This is a genomic window from Pandoraea sp. PE-S2T-3, assembly GCF_002179965.1.
GTDB lineage: Bacteria > Pseudomonadota > Gammaproteobacteria > Burkholderiales > Burkholderiaceae > Pandoraea.
On the sequence record NZ_NGUQ01000015.1, the window covers coordinates 40,180 to 58,763 of the forward strand.

Annotated in this window: 17 protein-coding genes and 1 other RNA gene; 4 read left to right on the top strand and 14 right to left on the bottom strand. The window is 62.2% G+C overall.

The features are described from left to right. Positions 1–21: 21 nt before the first annotated feature. Complete coding sequence (locus tag CDV46_RS27410; protein ID WP_249277506.1) at positions 22–747, bottom strand: helix-turn-helix transcriptional regulator; 726 nt, start codon at positions 745–747, stop codon at positions 22–24. A 414-nt stretch (positions 748–1,161) separates the two neighbouring features. On the opposite strand from CDV46_RS27410, the gene CDV46_RS12420 reads away from it, so the two are divergent. Continuing rightward, complete coding sequence (locus tag CDV46_RS12420) at positions 1,162–1,563, top strand: hypothetical protein (protein WP_087722812.1); 402 nt, start codon at positions 1,162–1,164, stop codon at positions 1,561–1,563. A gap of 102 nt (positions 1,564–1,665) precedes the next feature. Here CDV46_RS12420 and CDV46_RS12425 read toward each other — a convergent pair whose 3' ends face one another. The 12 genes from CDV46_RS12425 to ffs form a co-directional block, all read right to left on the bottom strand. Continuing rightward, positions 1,666–2,997, bottom strand: coding sequence for a hypothetical protein (locus CDV46_RS12425; protein ID WP_087722814.1), 1,332 nt, complete (start codon positions 2,995–2,997; stop codon positions 1,666–1,668). A 383-nt stretch (positions 2,998–3,380) separates the two neighbouring features. Continuing rightward, a complete protein-coding gene (locus tag CDV46_RS12430) occupies positions 3,381–4,148 on the bottom strand; it encodes a peptidase C39 (protein WP_087688118.1) in 768 nt (255 codons plus the stop codon). Between the two features lie 12 nt (positions 4,149–4,160). Further along, the gene (locus CDV46_RS12435) at positions 4,161–4,871 is read right to left on the bottom strand and encodes a C39 family peptidase (protein WP_249277507.1); all 711 of its coding nucleotides are present in this window, start codon (positions 4,869–4,871) and stop codon (positions 4,161–4,163) included. A 53-nt stretch (positions 4,872–4,924) separates the two neighbouring features. After that, complete coding sequence (locus CDV46_RS12440; RefSeq protein WP_087688119.1) at positions 4,925–6,304, bottom strand: hypothetical protein; 1,380 nt, start codon at positions 6,302–6,304, stop codon at positions 4,925–4,927. Between the two features lie 30 nt (positions 6,305–6,334). Further along, positions 6,335–6,991 (bottom strand): hypothetical protein, encoded by a 657-nt coding sequence (locus CDV46_RS12445; protein WP_087722816.1) that lies wholly within the window; start codon positions 6,989–6,991, stop codon positions 6,335–6,337. Then, positions 6,988–7,500: a hypothetical protein gene (locus CDV46_RS12450; RefSeq protein ID WP_140413351.1), complete on the bottom strand. Its 513-nt coding sequence runs from the start codon at positions 7,498–7,500 to the stop codon at positions 6,988–6,990. Before CDV46_RS12450 ends, CDV46_RS12445 begins: the two co-directional genes overlap by 4 nt. Positions 7,501–7,505: 5 nt before the next feature. Next, complete coding sequence (locus CDV46_RS12455) at positions 7,506–8,096, bottom strand: hypothetical protein (RefSeq protein WP_140413352.1); 591 nt, start codon at positions 8,094–8,096, stop codon at positions 7,506–7,508. Positions 8,097–8,839: 743 nt separating this feature from the next. Further along, complete coding sequence (locus tag CDV46_RS12460) at positions 8,840–10,201, bottom strand: sigma-54 dependent transcriptional regulator (RefSeq protein WP_058379273.1); 1,362 nt, start codon at positions 10,199–10,201, stop codon at positions 8,840–8,842. A gap of 249 nt (positions 10,202–10,450) precedes the next feature. Continuing rightward, complete coding sequence (recR, locus tag CDV46_RS12465; protein ID WP_087688122.1) at positions 10,451–11,047, bottom strand: recombination mediator RecR; 597 nt, start codon at positions 11,045–11,047, stop codon at positions 10,451–10,453. A 26-nt stretch (positions 11,048–11,073) separates the two neighbouring features. Further along, complete coding sequence (locus CDV46_RS12470; protein ID WP_058379275.1) at positions 11,074–11,400, bottom strand: YbaB/EbfC family nucleoid-associated protein; 327 nt, start codon at positions 11,398–11,400, stop codon at positions 11,074–11,076. Between the two features lie 97 nt (positions 11,401–11,497). Then, positions 11,498–13,432: a DNA polymerase III subunit gamma/tau gene (gene dnaX / locus CDV46_RS12475; protein ID WP_087723266.1), complete on the bottom strand. Its 1,935-nt coding sequence runs from the start codon at positions 13,430–13,432 to the stop codon at positions 11,498–11,500. 337 nt (positions 13,433–13,769) lie between these two features. Further along, positions 13,770–13,868: signal recognition particle sRNA small type (ffs, locus tag CDV46_RS12480), an RNA gene on the bottom strand. Positions 13,869–14,173: 305 nt separating this feature from the next. On the opposite strand from ffs, the gene trxA reads away from it, so the two are divergent. The 3 genes from trxA to CDV46_RS12495 all read left to right on the top strand — a co-directional run bounded on the left by trxA (position 14,174) and on the right by CDV46_RS12495 (position 17,143). Then, positions 14,174–14,500, top strand: coding sequence for a thioredoxin TrxA (gene trxA, locus CDV46_RS12485; protein ID WP_087688123.1), 327 nt, complete (start codon positions 14,174–14,176; stop codon positions 14,498–14,500). A gap of 193 nt (positions 14,501–14,693) precedes the next feature. Next, on the top strand, positions 14,694–15,956 hold the full coding sequence (rho, locus tag CDV46_RS12490) for a transcription termination factor Rho (protein WP_042115527.1): 1,263 nt from the start codon (positions 14,694–14,696) through the stop codon (positions 15,954–15,956). A gap of 152 nt (positions 15,957–16,108) precedes the next feature. Continuing rightward, entirely contained in the window at positions 16,109–17,143 is a 1,035-nt protein-coding gene (locus CDV46_RS12495; protein ID WP_087722818.1) for a hypothetical protein, read from the top strand. Positions 17,144–17,320: 177 nt separating this feature from the next. Here CDV46_RS12495 and CDV46_RS12500 read toward each other — a convergent pair whose 3' ends face one another. Then, a complete protein-coding gene (locus tag CDV46_RS12500) occupies positions 17,321–18,376 on the bottom strand; it encodes a Fe(3+) ABC transporter substrate-binding protein (protein WP_087722820.1) in 1,056 nt (351 codons plus the stop codon). Between the last annotated feature and the right edge of the window lie 208 nt (positions 18,377–18,584).

The following is an 18,584-nucleotide window of genomic DNA, read 5'->3' on the forward strand; positions in this document are numbered from 1 at the left end:
GAATGAGGACGTGCGCGTCGATCACGTCTCGAAGAGATGCCGCGCGCCACGCTGTGCCGCGATGTAGATGGCCTCGCCGCGATTGCGTGCGCCGAGCCGCCGGTACAAGGCCGAGACATGCGTCTTGGCGGTGCCCTCGGAGATCACCAGTTGCTGGCAGATGGTCTTGATCGACAACCCGCGCGAGAGCAGCGCGAGAATTTCGTACTGGCGCTGCGAGATGCCCAATAACGCCGACTCGGCCAGTTGCGTCGCCTTGTCGCCGCCGAGCGGAAACACCGGCATGCGAGACAGCGGCAGTGCTTCGCCCAATGCCTCCTGACGCCAGAGTACGAGCAACGCCGAGAGCGCCTCTTCAGGCACGTAACGGCCGCCCGAAAACGCCATGTCGAAGACCGAACGAATGCGCGCAAGCGAGTTCGGCCAGGGCAGACAGGCGGTCACGCCCGCCTGAAGCCAGCGAATGATTTCGTCGGGAAAACCCGCATCGCCGACGACGATCACCGGCACCGGCGGGGTGCATTCGCTCGCCACCGCGCACAAGGTGTCGACGGCCGGTGTGCGCGCAATCGTCTCATCGAGCACGAGCGCACGCCGCGACGGCAGCTCGCGCAGCCAAAGCCAGTCCTGTCCCGTGACATCTTCCACGTGACGCAGGACTGGTGGCGTCGCGTTCGCCTCGGTTTGCAACGCGACTTGCAGGCCGCTCAGCCAGGTGGCAGCCTCACCCACGACCAGCACACGCATGGTTTCCCCTGTCGATCCGGTCGGCCTCTGCGCCGCCGTTCCCCACTTCCCGTTTCCCGCTAATTTTGTGACGCCTGTCGTTTTGTCATGTTTTCTACGGACTTCGGCCCACCCTGGGAGCCGCGCCTCCAGCAAAAAACCGAAGAAGTCTTCGGTCTTTTGTGATCCGGTTTTACGTGTCAGGCATCACCTCGTTGTCCGAGCAGTTTATGCGTGAAGCCCGCGTAACGGCGAGCCAGCGGACCTGTGACGCCCATCGATGTTGCCTTTGCGCGACAAAACGCAGTTTGCGTAAATTAATTACTCAAACACGCGAAAGCAAGCTATTACTTTTTTCCCCTTTCCTTTCTGTAAACGCGCAATAAAATACAGCCAGTATCGCGAGAACAGCATGCGGAGGCCGGGGGGCACGCCATGTCATACATCTTCGACAGCAAGACGCGCACTGCCATGTTTTGCGTGGCCGTTGCGTGCATCACCACACCGGCTTACGCCGACTCGCTGGACGTTGGCGCCGTACCGGCCGCGGTGAGCGACGCGCTGCTCAACAGCACTCGCGCGACCAACGCTCAACGCACCCTTGTCGTGTCCAATGTGCCCGGCGGCGCCGCTTCGGCGATCGCCCCGGTCAACGCGACCATGACAACGGCGAACAACGTGCGCCTGTGGGATGAAGTGATCCCGCCCGTCCCGTCGCCGAAACCCACACAAGCCTCGACGTCGAACCTGCCACGCACCGTGGTGGCCAGTGCGCAAAGCAATCTGCAACGAACCAGCCTGAACATCAACGCCACATCGTCGCGGCTGCCGCGCTGAAAATGCGCTGAGTCAGCACCCGCCCGCCAACGTCGAACTTACCGCTTCACCCCATCACCATCAAAACCGCCCGGCCAACATCGGCCGGGCTTTTTTTCGTCATCAGAACGTGTACGGGAAACGCACCCCGATCACGTAGTTCGGGGCATCCGGCGACATGCCGGCGTTGACGTAACCGTTGACCGTCCAGTGCTTGTCGATCGCGTAGTTGATGCCGAAGTTGAGCGACGCCGCGTTGGTCGTGCTGCCCGCCACCGTGGTGTAGGGCCCACCCGGCGTCGCGGTCTTCGTGGCGCGCGAGATGGCCGTCGAGTACGAAATCGACAGGGCCGTCTTGTCGTTGAGCGCCAACGCCATACCGGCACCCACCTGCACGATGTCGCCGAGCTTGACCTTCGCCGGCGTGGTCGTGCCTTCGATCGTCGAGATGTCGTCGAACGTACGGGCCACGTTGTAGGTGTAAGCCACGTTGGCGAACAACACGATCGGATCGTAGGTGCGCAGGAACGACAACCCGGCCGTGAACGCCCAGATGCCGTTACCCGTGGGCAGACGCGACGGCGTGGTCAGGTTGTTGTTGGTCGGGTCGGGCGTGCCGAGCTTGATGCCAAACGGCGACGTACCGGTCGGCGCGGTCACCCGGAACGACGCGACGATGTCGGGCCAGTTCTGCGATTCCTTGACGATCTGGTAATACAACGACGCGTTCACGTCGCCGATGTTCGCCGAGTTCTTGCTGATATCGCTGATCGCCGATGACGCACCGCCCACCCCGCCCGAAATGAAGTCGGAGTTGCGATACAGATACGGCACGTCGAACGCCACGCTCAAACGGTCGTTGATCCCGTAGCGCGTGTTGACGTCGAACGTCCACACGTTGGCCTTGGTTTCGCCGAGATTCAATTGACCGAGAAAGATGGCATCGAGCGCGAGAAAGCCGCTCAGCACGAGTTGCCGGCGATCGTAGTAGCTGTAGCTGATACCGGCGTCGATGGTGAGCTTGCGGTCGAAGAGCGGTGCGTGCTGCGCCTGCACCACCGCCTCTTCAGCCGGTGTGCGTTGCGAGTCGCTCGTGCTCTTTTGCATCTGCTGCGTTTCGCCGATCGGCGTGGCGGACGTCGGGCCAGCTGCCCCCGCCGCGCCACCCCCCGGCGTACCCGCCGAGCCGGCAGCGGAGCCGTCACCGGGCGAGACTTGCGCGATCTGCGCAGTGTCCCAGGCGGTGAGCCCGCGACCGCGTTGCGCCATCTCGATGTCGGTCAGGCGTTGCTTCAGAGAAGAAATTTCCCGCTGCTGCCGGTCAACCATGTCCATCAACATCTGGAGACGGTTATCCGGCGATGGGTCCGTATGCTCCTGAGCCTGGGCCGATAGCGTGAAAAGCAGTACACCCCAAGTAATGGCGGCAACGGGAAAAAAACGGTGAGTCTTCATGATCCCCCCCGGGTAAAAGTGCGGCGAGCGCCTCGCGACGTCGTGCCGCGCGCAATCCAACAAACACGTGTTTCCAAACGACGGTTGTCCTTGCTGCTCGACTGCGGAGCGACGCGTGCAGGTTGCTTTGCCGTTGTTGCCAACCCTGCCGACGTCACCCTCTTGTGCGCCACGTTCTTGCCGGCCGATGCCACCGATGCCACCGGTAAGCCCCGCTGGGATCGCGGGTCAGCATCATGTGCCGACTTCAACTGCTACGCGGCGTTGCCCCTTGGTTTTCATGGCGCCCGCGACTTGCTCCGGGCGCTGCCGGCTTCTCGTTACCGTTACCGTCCCGTTACCATTTCGTAACGTTACGTCGGCAACGAGAGCCACCTGCTTGTTCAGCGACGCCCGGCGACCATGTTCGCCAACGCGTTCTGAACACCGACCTGTCGAAGGGCGTTCGACGTGAGCGGATTCGTTTGCAGATTCAATTGCAGCGTGTTCATCACCTGCTGCGCATTGCCTGCGACCTGTACGACCTGCATGATCTGATTCATCGCACCACCGGCACCGCCGGCGACGCTCTGCCCAAGATTGCCGTTGGGCGTATTCAATGCAATTTGCATGCCCGCCGAGGTGATCGCCACACTGGCGCTCAGGTTGCCCACGGTCGTTTGGGAATTGCTCTGCCCTTGCGCGCTGGTCGGCACCAGCATCGACAGCGAGACGCCCGGGGCGTATTGGATGGTGGCCTTGTTGAGCGCGTTGTTCGCGTCGCCGGCCACCTGCGTGATCTGTGCCACACCATTGACCAGCACGCTCGCGGCACCCGCCACGGCCTGTGTGATCGGCGTTGTCGCGTTGACCAGACCCGGGATGATGCCGGTCGCGGCAGCGGTCTGGACCTGATAACCCGTGTTATTGGCGTTCTGGCTCACACCGAGCACGCCGGTCGCCGCAAGACTGGCGCCGGTCGGCATTTGCCATTGCGACTGCATCACGAGCTGAAAGCCCGTGATCATGTTTTGCTGCGCGTATTTGCCGGTGGCGTGTGCGAGCACGTCGTCGCCGACAGCCTGCCAGCTATCGGGCACCACGCTCGACGCAACTGCCGGCACGGCACTCACGAGGAACGGGATGGCCAGCATCGGGACGTAACGGTTCATGATGTTCTGGTCTCAAAACAGGTTCGACCGGATGAGGCCGAAGTCCACCATCGGGGTGGCTGTCGTCCCGGTCGTCAAGGCGCTGTCGCGCAGCTTGACCGCCAGGGACTCGTTTCCTTTGAGCAGCGGAGAATCCTCCAGGAACGGCTTGCCGATGACCGCCAGGACCAAGCCATTCCACTGCTTGGCAAAATCGGCTTGCGCGATAATTCGGTTGCCCAGCGCCGGGTCGGACACGAAGATGCGTCCGTCTCTGGCCGCCTTGATGAGCACGAAATGCTGGTACCCGTTGACATCGATGAGCGCAATGACCGGGATCTTCAGGTCATACAGCGCGTTGATGTCCACCTTGAAGCCACGCCCCTCGAGTCCGAGCGTCTCGACGAATTTCTTCATGTCGAGCATCGAGAACCCGTTCTTGATGACGGTCTCCGGATTGGAGAAGACCATCATCTTCTTGATCATTTCCGGCTCGGGGATATCGATCCCGTAGCCGTATCGCAGCAGTGTCGCCAGGGCTGCGGAACCACAACTGAAGTCGTATTCCTGCTGGACCAGATTCACGTAGTGCATCGACTTGAACGAACGCATCGTCTTGACCGCCGGTACGCCAGTCGAAGACTCCAGGTTCACCGATGCATACTGCGCGTGCCCGGCCCCGCTTGCGCACGCCAGAGCGCAAACAGTAGCGATCCTCACTGCGGCACGACGCGCATCATTCATGACACACCTCATGAAAAAACCGGTCCGGGGAGACCCCGGACCGGTTGCACACCTTACTTGATTGCCGAGATGGCAAGGCTGTTGCTCTGGACGTTGCCGATGCCCGAAGCCACGTTCACACCGATGTTGCCGCTGGAGTAGGCGAGTGCACCTGCGCCGAGCGAAGCCGTCGCGATGAAGTCACCCGAGGCCTTCATGCCAGCCGTTTGGTCGGTTTGAGCCGTCGAATTGGCCGCACCGCCCTTGTACCAGCCGGTCGCCCCTTGCGAGACAGCGGCTGCCAGACCGTTTTGCTGCACGTTGCCGACACCCGAAGCCACGTTCACGCCGACGTTCCCGGTCGCACCGGCGAGGGCACCATCACCCACGCTCGAGGTGACATAGAACTGCGACAGGCTGGCCGAACCCTTCGACGACTGGTTCGCAAACACTTGGGCCGAGGCATACACCGGCTGAGCGTTGAGCGAAGCGATCGCGACGTTGTTCGCCTGCGCGTTGTCGGCACCTGCGGCCACGTTCACGCCGATGTTGCCGTTAGCACCAGCCAACGCACCACCGCCCAGCGTCGCACCCATCGTTTGATAGACCGCGGTGTTGGTATGGAACGTGATAGCGCCCTTTTCCCACGTGGTTGCCATCGTGTAGGTGTTCGAGAAGCCCCACAGAGCACCGGCGGCGATCGAAGCCGAGTTCGTCGTCGCGCTGCCGTAGTCCACATTCGAGTGGAACGCGGCGTCGAAGCTCTTCTGGGTATTCAGGAAGCCACCTGCGAGGAAGCCACCGGCCGACTGCGATTGCTGACCGTAGGCGTATCCACCCCAGATCGAACCTTGACCGGCACCGGCATTGCCGACGATGTAGCCACCGTACAGAGCGAGACCACCCGGCAGCGGGATAATGCCGCCACCGATGATGCCGCCAGCGGCTGCAATGTTGGAATACTGATACCCGCCACCGGCGATGAAGCCGCCCGAGCCGGAGCTGGACTGACCGGCAACATAACCGGCGCCTGCCTGGAAGGACTGATTCGTGTTGAGGTGGCCGCTCGCCGTTGCGTTGACCCACGAGTCCGTATTGCTATACGTCTTCGTCGTCACGCCGCCGATGAGGTAGGCACCACCGGTGTCAGACACCGTCGTGGTCTTCGAGTCGACGCCATACGTCACATGACCCGTCGTGTAGTTGCCGAGCAGCGGCCCCTTCAGGTTCACGTGGTGTACGTCGACGCTCTGGTTGCTTTGCACGACGGCGTTGCCGGTGTTATCCACCGTGACGCAGCCGCGAATGCCGACCAGACCGAAAATGCCGACCAGGTTGAGCACGTTGGTTTCATTCCCGATGAACGAGAAGCTATATTGCTGGTGATTGGGTGACGCCATAGCGGTACCCGTAGCTACCAGCAGTGCAGCCGCTGCAATTGCTTTCGTTTTCATGACCATCTCCTTGACGAGAGAGTTACCCAGTTAAAAAGCTGTGCCCGCCGGGGGACGGAGCACAAAAACATTTGCGGTTACATTGCCTATCCCAGCCGACTGGTTCACTTGCACCACCCCGCTCGCGCCCCGGAATGCGTCACCGGAAATCGACGCCGTACGGAACTGATCGTTGAGGTTGTCGTGCCCAGCCGGGCCACCCTTGGAGATCGCAGCGGATAGTGCCGTATCCGATACGCTCGCCACTCCAGCCGCATCGCCCATCACAATGACCGTAGCGTTGCGTTGAAGATTGCCGGCACCGCTCGCCTGGTTCACCTGCACCAGTCCGGACGTGCCTGAAAATGCGTTGCCTTGAATTGCCGCGCTCGCGGCGCCTGTCGTGCTCGTGACGACGGCTGCCTGATTGGTACTCGACGTGCCGACCGTGACGCTGCCACCGTTCGCGATCAGCGCGCTGTTGGCTTGGGCGTTGTTCAGCCCGGCCGCCTGATTCACGGTCAGCGCGCCGGTCGCGCCTACCGCGACGCCGCTCTCGACCGTTGCGCTCGTGCCGGCGAGCTGGCCGTTCACGATGTAGATGTCTTCCGCAGAAGCCGTCGCGGCAAACCCGGCGGCGAGGACCATGGCCACGGCGACCGTGAGCGGTGCGCCATGCAGGCGTCGAATGTCGCGATACGCGCTCATTTGGCGACTCCCGCAGCACCCATGCTGGTCAGCGGCGCCAGGGCCGAGTTGATGACCGACGGCACCAGCGTGCCGATGCTGCCGATCCCGCCGCCACCGCCCGAGCCACCGGCAAAACCGCCGCCGACGCCGTTCGAGGAATTCAACGCGTTGCCGCCACGGGCATTGCCCACCAGCACACCCATCACCGGATTGATGCCCGACTGTACGGCGCCGGTGATCAAGCCCACCGAAGCGCGCCCGGTCAATTCACCATCCGTGACTTGATTGACGGCGCCCATCGCGGTATTGAACGGGCCGGTCGGGAAAGCGGGGACCGAGATGCCAATCGGGTTCTCGACGCGCGGCAGTTGCCGTCCGACGTACTCCGGCCCGATGTTGCGCTCGATCACGATGTCTCCCGGCGGGGCCGGTTCGGCCTTGGCAGTCGTGGGAAGCAGTGCCGGGGCGAGTGCCACGAGCATCGTGGCGATCGCGCTGGCAGCCTGCATCACTGAAGTGTTGATCATGTCGTTCACCGGGTGGTGTAGGTCACACGCATGACCTGGACGTTGTTCACACCGTTCGACAGTTGCTGCGGACGCGGCGTCGGCGTTACGGCGCCGGGCAGTTCGTCCCACAGCGTCACGCCATTCGCGAGTGTCATGCCGGGTGACTTGACCATCGTGCCGCCCTGCAAATTGCGGCCGCGCTGGTTGCCGAGTTGTTCGTCGTCGATGCGCGCTGCGGCAAGCGGTACCTTGCTCAGGCCGGCATCGTTGTTGCTGTTCGTATTGCTGTCGTCACTGCTGGCAACGGCGGCCGGTTCATCGGCCGGGGCTTGCGTGGCGGTTTGTTCAGTGGCCGGGCCGGCGGACACCGCCACATCAGCGTCGCTGACCGGCGTAGCCGTCATCATGGCCGTCACAGGCGTCATGGAGGCCGACGGCGGCACCATGGAACCCGTGAGCATTGCAATCTGCATGAGCGGGGCGCGCAGTGCGGGGGCCGCATCCTGCGCCTGTGCCGGCGCAGCGCACAGACCGAGCGTCACGACGATGGCAGCGCCCATGGCGCCTGCGCCTTGTCGTACTCGGTATTGCATTTCGGTGGTGAGAATTCGCATCGCTGTGCCCTCCTTGCCCGAGTCTATAAAGCGACTTCCGTGCCACAACGCTCAAGTGCTTGAAAACATGAAGACTTTTATTTTTCACCCTTGCGCCCGAGGGGTGCCGTGTTCGAAAACGTTTCAGCATTGATACGTGATGCGGTTCCTGCCACTTTTGTCACGCTTGCCGCGTCGCCGGCAGACATTCCGAACGGCGAGGGATGTCGGCGTGGTCAACGACGTCTTTCGGAAATGCCCTATTCACAAGGGTCTTGCGTGACAGATTTGCGGCAGAATCCGCGGCTCTCCTGCAAACGACATCGCAACGTCACACCCGGGGCTTTGCAACGCGAGGGCCGCCGGCGCCCCGGATGTTTCATCTTTGATGTGTTCGCGGGACAACCCGTAGTGCCCGAACCGCCGAAACTTCGTACCCCTCGACATGACGGCAAGGTGGCAGCGCCGTGACATCCCTTTCGTCACGACGCGCCCGCACTGCACCGCACAATCTCTCGCGCTTCGAGACAACGCATTGCGTACGACGGCGCGCACCGTCGGAATCGCTCGAAAGCCCCGTCGTTATTGACGATGGCAAGGCTCGCGAACGACGAATACGCGTCGAAAACCACAGTGAATTCAGGGGGAGAGATTGTGCACAAGACGGGCCGATCATCAGGAAGAATCGGGAATAATCAGGAGCCCAAAAAGAAACGACCGCCCTGCTCAACGCAGGACGGCCGCCCTCTCTTCGCCAGAAGATATCAGGCCGGCACGCCCGATTCATCACCACGCAATCCATATCGGCACATCAGTCGATACAGCGTAATACGCGAAATTCCCAACTCTGCCGCCACGTCGGTCAGACGATGGCAGTGACGCAACAAAGCCTGTTCGATGGCAATTCGTTCGGCTTCCGTACGAATTTCTTCGAGCGTGCGTACCAGCGTCGGCACCCACGGCAACAGGTCCAGATCCTTCGCCGAAATCATGCGGCTGTCGGCCATCACGATGGCACGGCGAACCCGGTTGATGAGCTCACGGACATTGCCGGGCCAGTGATACTCATACATGGCTTGCACGGCACACTGCGTGAAGCCACGAATCTTGCGATGGTTATCGCCTTTGAATCGTTGCAGCACGTGATGGGCCAGAATTTCGATGTCCTGACCACGCGCACGCAGCGGCGGTTCGTCGACACGCAACACGCACAGGCGGTGATACAGGTCGACGCGGAAGCGCCCTTCCTTCACGGCCTCTTCGAGATCGACGTGCGTCGCGGACATCACACGCACGTTCACCGGAATGACATCGTGGCCGCCCAGGCGCTCGATGGCCCCTTGTTGCAGAAAGCGCAGCAGGCTCGCCTGACTCTCGATCGGCAAGTCGCCGATTTCATCGAGGAACAGCGTGCCGCCGTTCGCGGCTTCCACGCGGCCGATCTTGCGGGCATTGGCCCCCGTGAAAGCGCCGCGCTCGTAGCCGAACAGTTCGGATTGCATCAAGTGCGGGGGAATGGCGCCGCAATTGATCGCCACGAACGGCCCCTTGGCACGCAAGGAGCGCTCGTGAATCGCCACCGCGCTCAGTTCCTTGCCGGTGCCCGACTCGCCCGAGATGAACACCGGCGCGTCGGTATTGGCCACTTTGCGGATGGTGCGGAAAAGCAGTTGCATCGCCTCGCAGGTGCCGACCATTTCCTGGTCGCCACCGACTTGCGGCGTGAAGATGACGGGCACCTCGCACAGCGAGGCCATGCCCCAGGCGTGACCGATCGAGTGCGCGAGCTGATCGTTCGTGCACGGAACATTCACGTAGTCGAAGCAATAGTCGCGAATCAGCCGGCGCACCGACGTCGTCGTGAGCTGTTGTGGATTCGTGGCAGCAACCCAGCCGACGGTCGCCGGCTGCATGCAGGACTCGAACGCGCCGAGCTCGCGATCGGTATAACCGCTCGCCAGGTCGATGAGTGCTGCGCTGGTAACCCCGGGATTGAGAATGCGACCGACGTCGCTGGCGCTCTTGGCCGGCACAACTTGCCAGCCTTGCTCGCCCAAAAACGACAACAAACCGTCGTTGTGCTTTCGGGAAGCGTAAATCAGGGTGCGCCCGGTATCGTTAGCCATACCTTAACTCCCTGCCTAAGCAGTGCCTGCGCGGGTGACCGGGTTTTTCGACCGGCTTGACGCAACAGGTATACGGCCCCACGCCGCTTGGGAGTTATGGTCTTCCCCGTGTTCTTTGGGTCCCCGAGTCGGCAGGTTCAGTCTAGAAGACCGGGGTATGCCCAGAAATAGCGAGAAACAGCTAATCCGATTGGATGAGAGTAGCAGTACCTACGCGCAAACACCCGTGGCGTCACGCGCTCGTCATGCTCAGAGCGTATGCCTGTCGAGGACGGCGCGGGCGATCGTACCGGCGTCTACATACTCGAGTTCGCCGCCCACGGGCACGCCGCGAGCCAGCCGGCTCACGCGCAAACCACGGGCCTTGAGCATCTGCCCCAGGTAGTGGGCCGTGGCCTCGCCTTCGTTGGTGAAGTTGGTGGCCAGCACCACTTCCTTGACCACGCCGTCGGTGGCGCGGCGGATCAATTGTTCGAAATGAATCTCGCCCGGGCCCACGCCGTCGAGCGGCGAGAGGTGGCCCATGAGCACGAAGTACAGACCCTTGAAGGTCATCGTCTGCTCGAGCATGTTCTGGTCGGCGGGGGTTTCCACCACACACAACAGGCTCGTGTCGCGCTCGGGATCGAGGCACGTCTCGCAGACTTCCACTTCGGTAAAGGTGTTGCAGCGCGCGCAATGGCGAATCTGCTCCGACGCCTGCACCAGCGCCTCACCCAAGCGCATGGCGCCCTGACGGTCGCGTTGCAGCAGGTGATAGGCCATGCGTTGGGCGGACTTCGGCCCGACACCCGGCAACGCGCGCAGGGCGTCGACGAGTTCCTGGAGGCTCGAAAGCTGGCGCATGCGTCGTCTTTCCTTCGCTTAGAACGTTAGAACGGCAGCTTGAAGCCCGGCGGCAGCGGCAGACCGGAGGTCATGCCCCCCATCTTCTCTTGCGCGGTCGCTTCGGCCTTGCGCACGGCATCGTTGAATGCGGCAGCCACGAGGTCTTCGAGCATGTCCTTGTCGTCCGCGAGCAGGCTCGGGTCGATGGTCACGCGGCGCACGTCGTTCTTGCAGGTCATCACAACCTTCACCAGACCGGCGCCCGACTGACCCTCGACTTCAATCAGGGCCAGCTGCTCCTGCATCTTCTTCATGTTTTCCTGCATTTGCTGAGCTTGTTTCATCAAGCCCGCGATATTTCCTTTCAGCATCTTGACTCCTGAGTCATGCGCACCGGGGCGCGTAGGGGCAATAGAGAGATTATTGGATGGATAGCGAATCGCGTCGACTTTGCGAATGCGAACTCGCTTATTGTACCGGCCGAATGCTATTTGGCAGGATTTGAGCGTCGAATTCGTCGATCAGTTCACGTACCAGCGGATCGTCGGCGATGGCCTGTTCGGCCGCCCGTTGCCGGGCCGCCGCCGCTTCGGCGGCGAGCGATGCGGCAGTGATACCGACTGGCCCCAGTTCGACGTTCACCTGAACGTCACCGCCGAAGTGTTCGGACAACACTTGCCGCAGCTTGTCTGCGGTGGCCGAATCGGCCAACTGACGCAGCGGCACGCGCAAATGCAGCGCACGGCCTGCCACTTCGGTCAATTCGCTTTGGAACGCCAGTTCCCGCGCCAGACCGCGCGCCGGCAATTCGGCCGCGAGCGCAGGCCATTCGCCAGTGAAGACGGGGGCGTTGCCGTCCGCGTCACGATAGACAACGGCGCGGGGTGCGGCCGGTGCCGCCGGTGCCGGAGCTGAGGCCGAGCTTATGCCGGCGGCAGCAGGCTCGGGCTCCGGGTCGGCGCCCGCCGGGGCATCGTCTGCCGGGCGTGAACCACTGCGGCCGGCCGACGGCGCACCACTCGCGCCACCCGACGTCCGGCCGCCAGTGCCTTTGCGACCCGCATTGAGCGCGGCCAGTGCGGCGCGGGCCGGTGACATCGGCGCACCGGCACCATCGGTCGGTGCCGTCGCGCGCGCTGCCGGGGCACGACGCACCTCGGGTTGTGCTGCGGGCGCCTGAGGTGCCGCCGAACGCATCGGTTCGGGCGCTGACGCTTGGGGAGCCCGTGCGGGCGAAGAGGCAGAAGAGGCAGGCGCGGGTGCAGAAGCGCGCGGTGCCGCGTGGGGCGTGGGCGACTCGGCCAGCGTTCCGCCCGCAAGCAGCGGCGTGAACGCCGCCATGCGCAGCAGCGCCATCGAGAAACCAGTGTATTCGTCGGGCGCGAGGCCCAACTCGCCGCGCGCGCGCGTCGCGATCTGGTAATAGAGCTGGACCGCTTCCGGCGAAATCGCTTCGGCAAGCCGGCGCACGTCGGCCGCTTCAGGCCAGTCGTCCGAGACGGCGTCCGGCGCGAACTGCGCGAGCGCGATCTTGTGGAGCAGACTGCCCAGATCCTGCAAACCGGCGGCAAACGAGAAGCTGCGTTCTGCCATCTCGTCGGCCACGGCGATCAGGTCGGTACGCGAGCCGTCTTTCAGCGCATCGAGCAGACGCACGAGCACGCTCTGATCGATGGCACCGAGCATGCCGCGCACGGCAACTTCCGTGAGCGGACCGGCCGCATAGGCGATCGCCTGATCGGTCAGCGAAAGCGCATCGCGCATGCTGCCGCTGGCCGCTTTCGCGAGCAGACGCAGGGCCTGGGGCTCGTTGTCGATGCCCTCTTCACCCAGAATGGTCGTGAGATGCGAGACGATGTGCCCGGCCGGCATCTGCTTCAAGTTGAATTGCAGGCAGCGCGAAAGCACGGTGACCGGAATCTTTTGCGGATCGGTCGTCGCGAGAATGAATTTGACGTGTGCCGGCGGCTCTTCGAGCGTCTTGAGCATCGCGTTGAACGCGTGACCGGTGAGCATGTGCACTTCGTCGATCATGTAGACCTTGAAGCGCGCGTCTGCCGGCGCGTAGACCGCTTTTTCGAGCAGCGAGGTCATCTCGTCGACGCCGCGATTCGAGGCCGCGTCCATTTCGACGTAGTCGACAAAGCGCCCTTCGTCGATGGCGCGGCAGGCACGGCAAACGCCGCACGGCTGGGCCGTGATCCCCGTCTCGCAATTCAGCGCCTTGGCCAGAATACGCGAGAGCGTTGTCTTGCCCACGCCGCGCGTGCCGGTAAACAGATAGGCGTGATGCAGGCGCTGTTGCTCGAGCGCGTGCGTCAACGCACGCACGACATGCTCCTGGCCCACCAGGGTCGAGAAGCCTTTGGGGCGCCATTTGCGCGCGAGTACTTGATAGGTCATGCCAAATTGTAACAGTTCGGCGGTGAGCTTCCGCACCGTTGGACGTCGCCCGATCAGGCGTCGATCCGGCTCGGAACGCCACCTCGACGTGCAGTGAATGACGCCGGCGAATTGAGGAGACTATCGGTGCGATAGAAAAAAATGTTGCGCGATTCTACCGCGCCCTTCCGCCCTGCGCGAGACGCATGAAAATGCATCGTATCGATCGCGGGAAAGCATCATCGACAGCGCGGCGACAGACGAACGCCGACCGGCATTGCGAGCTTGAAACACGTGACTTCGAGGGAGCGAGCGATGCGCAGAACGCGCGGAGAACTTCGATAAAACAAGGAGGTAAGGTGACGAGCCTGACCCTCGGCACTGGTAGAAAACGGCTGTGGCTGCTTCGTTCCCGACCTGACCAGATTGGCCGCGCCACCATGCGAGGAGGCCCGTCAGGAAAAGATTCTACCAGAGTCGACGCGCCAACAGAAGCGCTATTCTTGCCGATCTGCCCGCGACGCCCGTCCGGCGCGGGTATTTTCCTTATGGGGCGGCGCGCGCAAGCGTTGGAGATTTCCGTTAATATGACCGCAAACTGCAATAACGCGTCCTATTGAATCACGCTGTTGCAGCCTCCATATGGAGAATGAACGCCCGGGCACAAGGCCGAGCGACATCTCCGGCGCAGGCGAAAACGAGGCACGAAGGTACCGTTTTCCCGAAGCGTTTCCGAATAGATAGACGAGGCGTAAAACACTCATGAGCCAAAACATCAAACACATCTCCGACAGCACGTTCGAAGCGGACGTCATGCAATCCGACAAGCCGGTGCTGCTCGACTTCTGGGCAGAATGGTGCGGTCCTTGCAAGATGATTGCCCCGATCCTGGAAGAAGTGGCCAAGGAATACGGCGACAAGGTGCAGATTGCCAAGATCGACGTCGATGCCAACCAGGGCACCCCGGGCAAGTTCGGCATCCGCGGTATCCCGACGCTGATCCTGTTCAAGAACGGCGCTGTGGCTGGCCAGAAGGTCGGTGCACTGTCGAAATCGCAACTGACGGCGTTCCTCGACAACAACCTGTAATCCCGGGTTGATGGCAGCAGGTGCCGGGGCCTTTGTCGCCGCAGCGCGACAGCCCGGCACCTCGCCGGCGGTGCAACGCTTGCGCCTCGCGCTGCTTGCTATATAATCCGCCACAAAGCATCCCAAAGTTCTTCGAGCGTTCGCTCACTTTTCCCTGATCCTTCACTTGTCGTCCAACGGACGGCACCTCCGTATGCATTTATCCGAACTAAAGTCCCAGCACGTCTCCGAGCTGCTAGAAATGGCGAACGGTCTCGAAATCGAGAACGCCAACCGTCTTCGCAAGCAGGAGCTGATGTTCGCCATTCTGAAGAAGCGCGCAAAGACCGGCGAAACCATCTATGGCGACGGGACGCTCGAAGTGCTGCCGGATGGCTTCGGTTTCCTTCGCTCGCCTGAGACGTCGTATCTGGCCAGCACGGACGATATCTATATCAGCCCGTCGCAGATCCGCCGCTTCAACCTGCATACCGGCGACACGATCGAAGGGGAAGTGCGCACGCCGAAGGACGGCGAACGCTATTTCGCGCTCGTGAAGGTGGACAAGGTCAACGACCACCCGCCCGAGGCCTCGAAACATAAGATCATGTTCGAGAACCTCACGCCGCTGCACCCGAACAAGCCGCTGCTGCTCGAGCGCGACATTCGCGGCGAAGAGAACGTGACGGGCCGCATCATCGACATGATTGCCCCGATCGGCAAGGGCCAGCGCGGTCTGCTCGTGGCCTCGCCGAAGTCCGGCAAGACCGTGATGCTGCAACACATCGCACACGCCATCGCCACCAATCACCCGGAAGCCAAGCTTTTCGTGCTGCTCATCGACGAGCGCCCGGAAGAAGTGACCGAAATGCAGCGTTCGGTGAAGGGCGAAGTGATCGCTTCGACGTTCGACGAACCGGCAACGCGTCACGTGCAGGTCGCCGAAATGGTGATCGAGAAGGCCAAGCGCCTGATCGAAATGAAGCAGGACGTGATCATTCTGCTCGACTCGATTACGCGTCTGGCACGCGCCTACAACACCGTGATCCCGGCGTCGGGCAAGGTGCTGACCGGCGGTGTCGATGCCAACGCGCTGCAACGTCCGAAGCGTTTCTTCGGCGCAGCCCGTAACGTCGAAGAAGGCGGCTCGCTCACGATCATCGCCACCGCGCTGATCGAGACCGGCAGCCGCATGGACGACGTGATCTACGAAGAATTCAAGGGCACGGGCAATATGGAAGTGCACCTCGAGCGCCGTCTCGCGGAAAAGCGCGTCTACCCGTCGATCAACCTGAACAAGTCCGGCACGCGTCGCGAAGAGCTGCTGATCAAGCCCGAGATCCTGCAAAAGATCTGGGTGCTGCGCAAGCTGATCTACGACATGGACGAAGCCGAAGCGATGGAATTCCTGCTTGGCAAGATCAAGCAGACGAAGAACAACGCCGAGTTCTTCGACCTGATGCGCCGCGGCGGCTGATAGCCCGACGCGCATCACGTCAAAAAGCCGCGACGCCCGTCGCGGCTTTTTTATTTCGCCACGCCTTCCACGACCGCCCCGGCACGCTTCGGGCTGTCACGAACCCTGTTATATGATGGGCGCAATCCCCACGCCCCCATGGAGAATCTGCCATGTCTGAACAAGACGATCTGTCGAACGACCTGATTGCCGAAGCGGCTAACCACCTTGAGGCCGGGGATCCCGAGTCTGCACTGGAAATCGGCAAGCAGCTCGAATCGATGAAGCACCTGAGCGGCTATGAGATTCAGGCAGCCGCCTATGCCGAAATGGACGAAATGGAACAGGCAGTGACCGTGCTTGAGTCCGGCGTCGCTCAGGCAGAAGCGGGCGCATCGGGCCTCTGGCGTCTGTGGCAATTGCTCGGCAACTTCCGGGCCGACCTCGACCGCTTCCCCGCCGCCGTCGACGCGTACGAAGCCGCCGGCAACGCCGCGCCCGACGAAGATGTCGTCATCATCGATTTCAACCACGCCAACGCCCTCTCGCGTCACGGCGATCGCGAGGCCGCGCATCAACGTCTCGACCGCGTCTTCGAAAGCCCTTATCTGGCGCAGAACGGCCATGCGTTCATCGAAGCCGCCATCGCGCTGCGCATGCATCTGTTCAATGCGCAGGGTGACGCCCAAGCCGCCATCGACACCTTCAACGCCCTGCACAATCACGAAGGCGACGAAGAAGGCAGCAACGAATCCATGGCCGGTGTCTACGCCGAACTGTCGCTCGCCTACAAGCAGTCGGGTGACGACGCGAAAGCACTTGCCGCCGCCCAGGACGCCGTACAGCTCTACAAGTGGAGCGAACTCGTCCTCTGGTCGCTGCGCGCTGCACGTGGCGAGCAATCGGACACGGCCAAGGCCATGCATCTGATCGTCGAAGGCCAGTGGTACGAGCCGCTCGAAGATGAAGACCCCGACGGCCCTGCCCCCGAATTCGTCACCACGTACGACGTGGTCGCCGAGAACGAAGAAGACGCCCTGCGCCTGATCGCCGAGTGCGAGCCGCCGCAGGTGCGCGCGTCGCTGCGCATTGCCGAGACGCATCCGGTCGATCACGACGACGAATCGCCGACGCCGTACAAGGGCGTGTACGCGACCGGCGACTATCACATGTACCAGCCGGGCGACGAAGACGAAGCAATCGACTGAGCTTCGTGATCGGTATCGGTATCGGTATCGGTATCGGTATCGGTATCGGTACCAGCATCGGCGTCGAGGGCGGAAATGCCTCACGCCGACACACGATAAACAAAGGGCGCCGGAGATCCTCCGGCGCCCTTTGCATTTGGCAGGCAGTCAACGCGTCAGCCGCGACGCGTCACGGTATTACTTGTAGCCCGCGCGGTCGAGAATACGCTGCGCTTCCGGCAGGTTCTTCGCGATGGTACCGATGGGCACCGTCTCGGCCTTGAAGTCGCCCAGTGAAGCGAGCGCCGGGTTATCGACCTTCGTCGTCGGCACGGCCGGCCATTCGTTGTTGCCGTTGGCGAAGTATTGCTGCGCTTCGTCGCTGGCGAGGTATTCGAGGAATTTCACGGCGTTGTCGCGGTTCGGTGCGTGCTTGGCTACACCGGCACCCGCAACGTTCACGTGCGCGCCTGCGCCGGCCTGATCCGGCCACAGGAAGCCCACCTTCGACATCAGCGCCTTGTCTTCCGGCTTGTCCGAGCGCGCCATGCGCACGTAGTAATACGAGTTGGCGAGCGCCACGCCACACTCACCCGTTGCCACCGCCTTGATCTGATCGGTATCGCCACCGCGCGGTGCACGCGCGAAGTTCGCGACCATGCCTTCCGCCCACTTCGTGGTCGCCGCCGCGCCGTCACGTGCGATCAGCGCGCCGACCAGCGACAGCATATACGGATGCGAACCCGAGCGCGTGCAGACCTGCCCCTTATGCTTCGGATCGGCCAGCGACTCATAAGACGCCACCGTCTTCGGGTCGACCTTGTCCTTGTTGTAGACGATCACGCGAGCGCGCGTCGAGAAGCCATACCAGTCGGTGCCCTTGTTGGTGCTTGCGGCATGCAGCTTGGCGGGAATGCGCGCGTCGAGCGTCGCGGACTTCACCGGCTGGAAGAGCCCTGCCTCGTCGGCCTTGGCCAGACGCGCTGCATCGACCATCAGAATCACGTCGGCCGGGCTCTTCGCACCCTCGCCTTTCAGACGCTCCAGCAACGCGGCGTCATCCGCCTCGATGCGATTGATCTTGATGCCGGTCTGCTTGGTGAACGTGCCGTAAAGCTGCTCGTCGGTCTGGTAATGACGTGCCGAGTACAGATTCAGCACCTTATCGGTATCGGCTTGCGCGCCGAATGCTGCGGCCATCGTGGCCCCCAGCACCGTCAGTCGCGTCAGTTTGCCAATCGTCGTCGCCTTCATGGGCAGTTCCCCGGAGAAATAGTGAGAGTAAGTGCGAGTGAATCTGAATGCGCCCGGAAAGCCGCTGAAGATCCCGGCAATCGGCGGCAAACGGTTTTGCACAGAGGAACAGCATAATGAAATATTCATATCAAAGCAAATGATTCTTATTCGCATTTGTTTCGATATTCACCATTTCCCGAGTGAATCGTTGCGAGAGCATGGCGAG

Coding starts and splice junctions, on each gene's coding strand:
- CDV46_RS12455 (WP_140413352.1), bottom strand. CDS start 8,096: ATGCGAATTCTCACCACCGAAATGCAATACCGAGTACGACAAGGCGCA.
- rho (WP_042115527.1), top strand. CDS start 14,694: ATGCATTTATCCGAACTAAAGTCCCAGCACGTCTCCGAGCTGCTAGAA.
- CDV46_RS12500 (WP_087722820.1), bottom strand. CDS start 18,376: ATGAAGGCGACGACGATTGGCAAACTGACGCGACTGACGGTGCTGGGG.
- CDV46_RS12435 (WP_249277507.1), bottom strand. CDS start 4,871: ATGAATGATGCGCGTCGTGCCGCAGTGAGGATCGCTACTGTTTGCGCT.
- CDV46_RS12470 (WP_058379275.1), bottom strand. CDS start 11,400: ATGCTGAAAGGAAATATCGCGGGCTTGATGAAACAAGCTCAGCAAATG.
- dnaX (WP_087723266.1), bottom strand. CDS start 13,432: ATGACCTATCAAGTACTCGCGCGCAAATGGCGCCCCAAAGGCTTCTCG.
- CDV46_RS12430 (WP_087688118.1), bottom strand. CDS start 4,148: ATGAACCGTTACGTCCCGATGCTGGCCATCCCGTTCCTCGTGAGTGCC.
- CDV46_RS12450 (WP_140413351.1), bottom strand. CDS start 7,500: ATGATCAACACTTCAGTGATGCAGGCTGCCAGCGCGATCGCCACGATG.
- CDV46_RS12440 (WP_087688119.1), bottom strand. CDS start 6,304: ATGAAAACGAAAGCAATTGCAGCGGCTGCACTGCTGGTAGCTACGGGT.
- CDV46_RS12425 (WP_087722814.1), bottom strand. CDS start 2,997: ATGAAGACTCACCGTTTTTTTCCCGTTGCCGCCATTACTTGGGGTGTA.
- CDV46_RS12495 (WP_087722818.1), top strand. CDS start 16,109: ATGTCTGAACAAGACGATCTGTCGAACGACCTGATTGCCGAAGCGGCT.
- trxA (WP_087688123.1), top strand. CDS start 14,174: ATGAGCCAAAACATCAAACACATCTCCGACAGCACGTTCGAAGCGGAC.
- CDV46_RS12420 (WP_087722812.1), top strand. CDS start 1,162: ATGTCATACATCTTCGACAGCAAGACGCGCACTGCCATGTTTTGCGTG.
- recR (WP_087688122.1), bottom strand. CDS start 11,047: ATGCGCCAGCTTTCGAGCCTCCAGGAACTCGTCGACGCCCTGCGCGCG.
- CDV46_RS27410 (WP_249277506.1), bottom strand. CDS start 747: ATGCGTGTGCTGGTCGTGGGTGAGGCTGCCACCTGGCTGAGCGGCCTG.
- CDV46_RS12460 (WP_058379273.1), bottom strand. CDS start 10,201: ATGGCTAACGATACCGGGCGCACCCTGATTTACGCTTCCCGAAAGCAC.
- CDV46_RS12445 (WP_087722816.1), bottom strand. CDS start 6,991: ATGAGCGCGTATCGCGACATTCGACGCCTGCATGGCGCACCGCTCACG.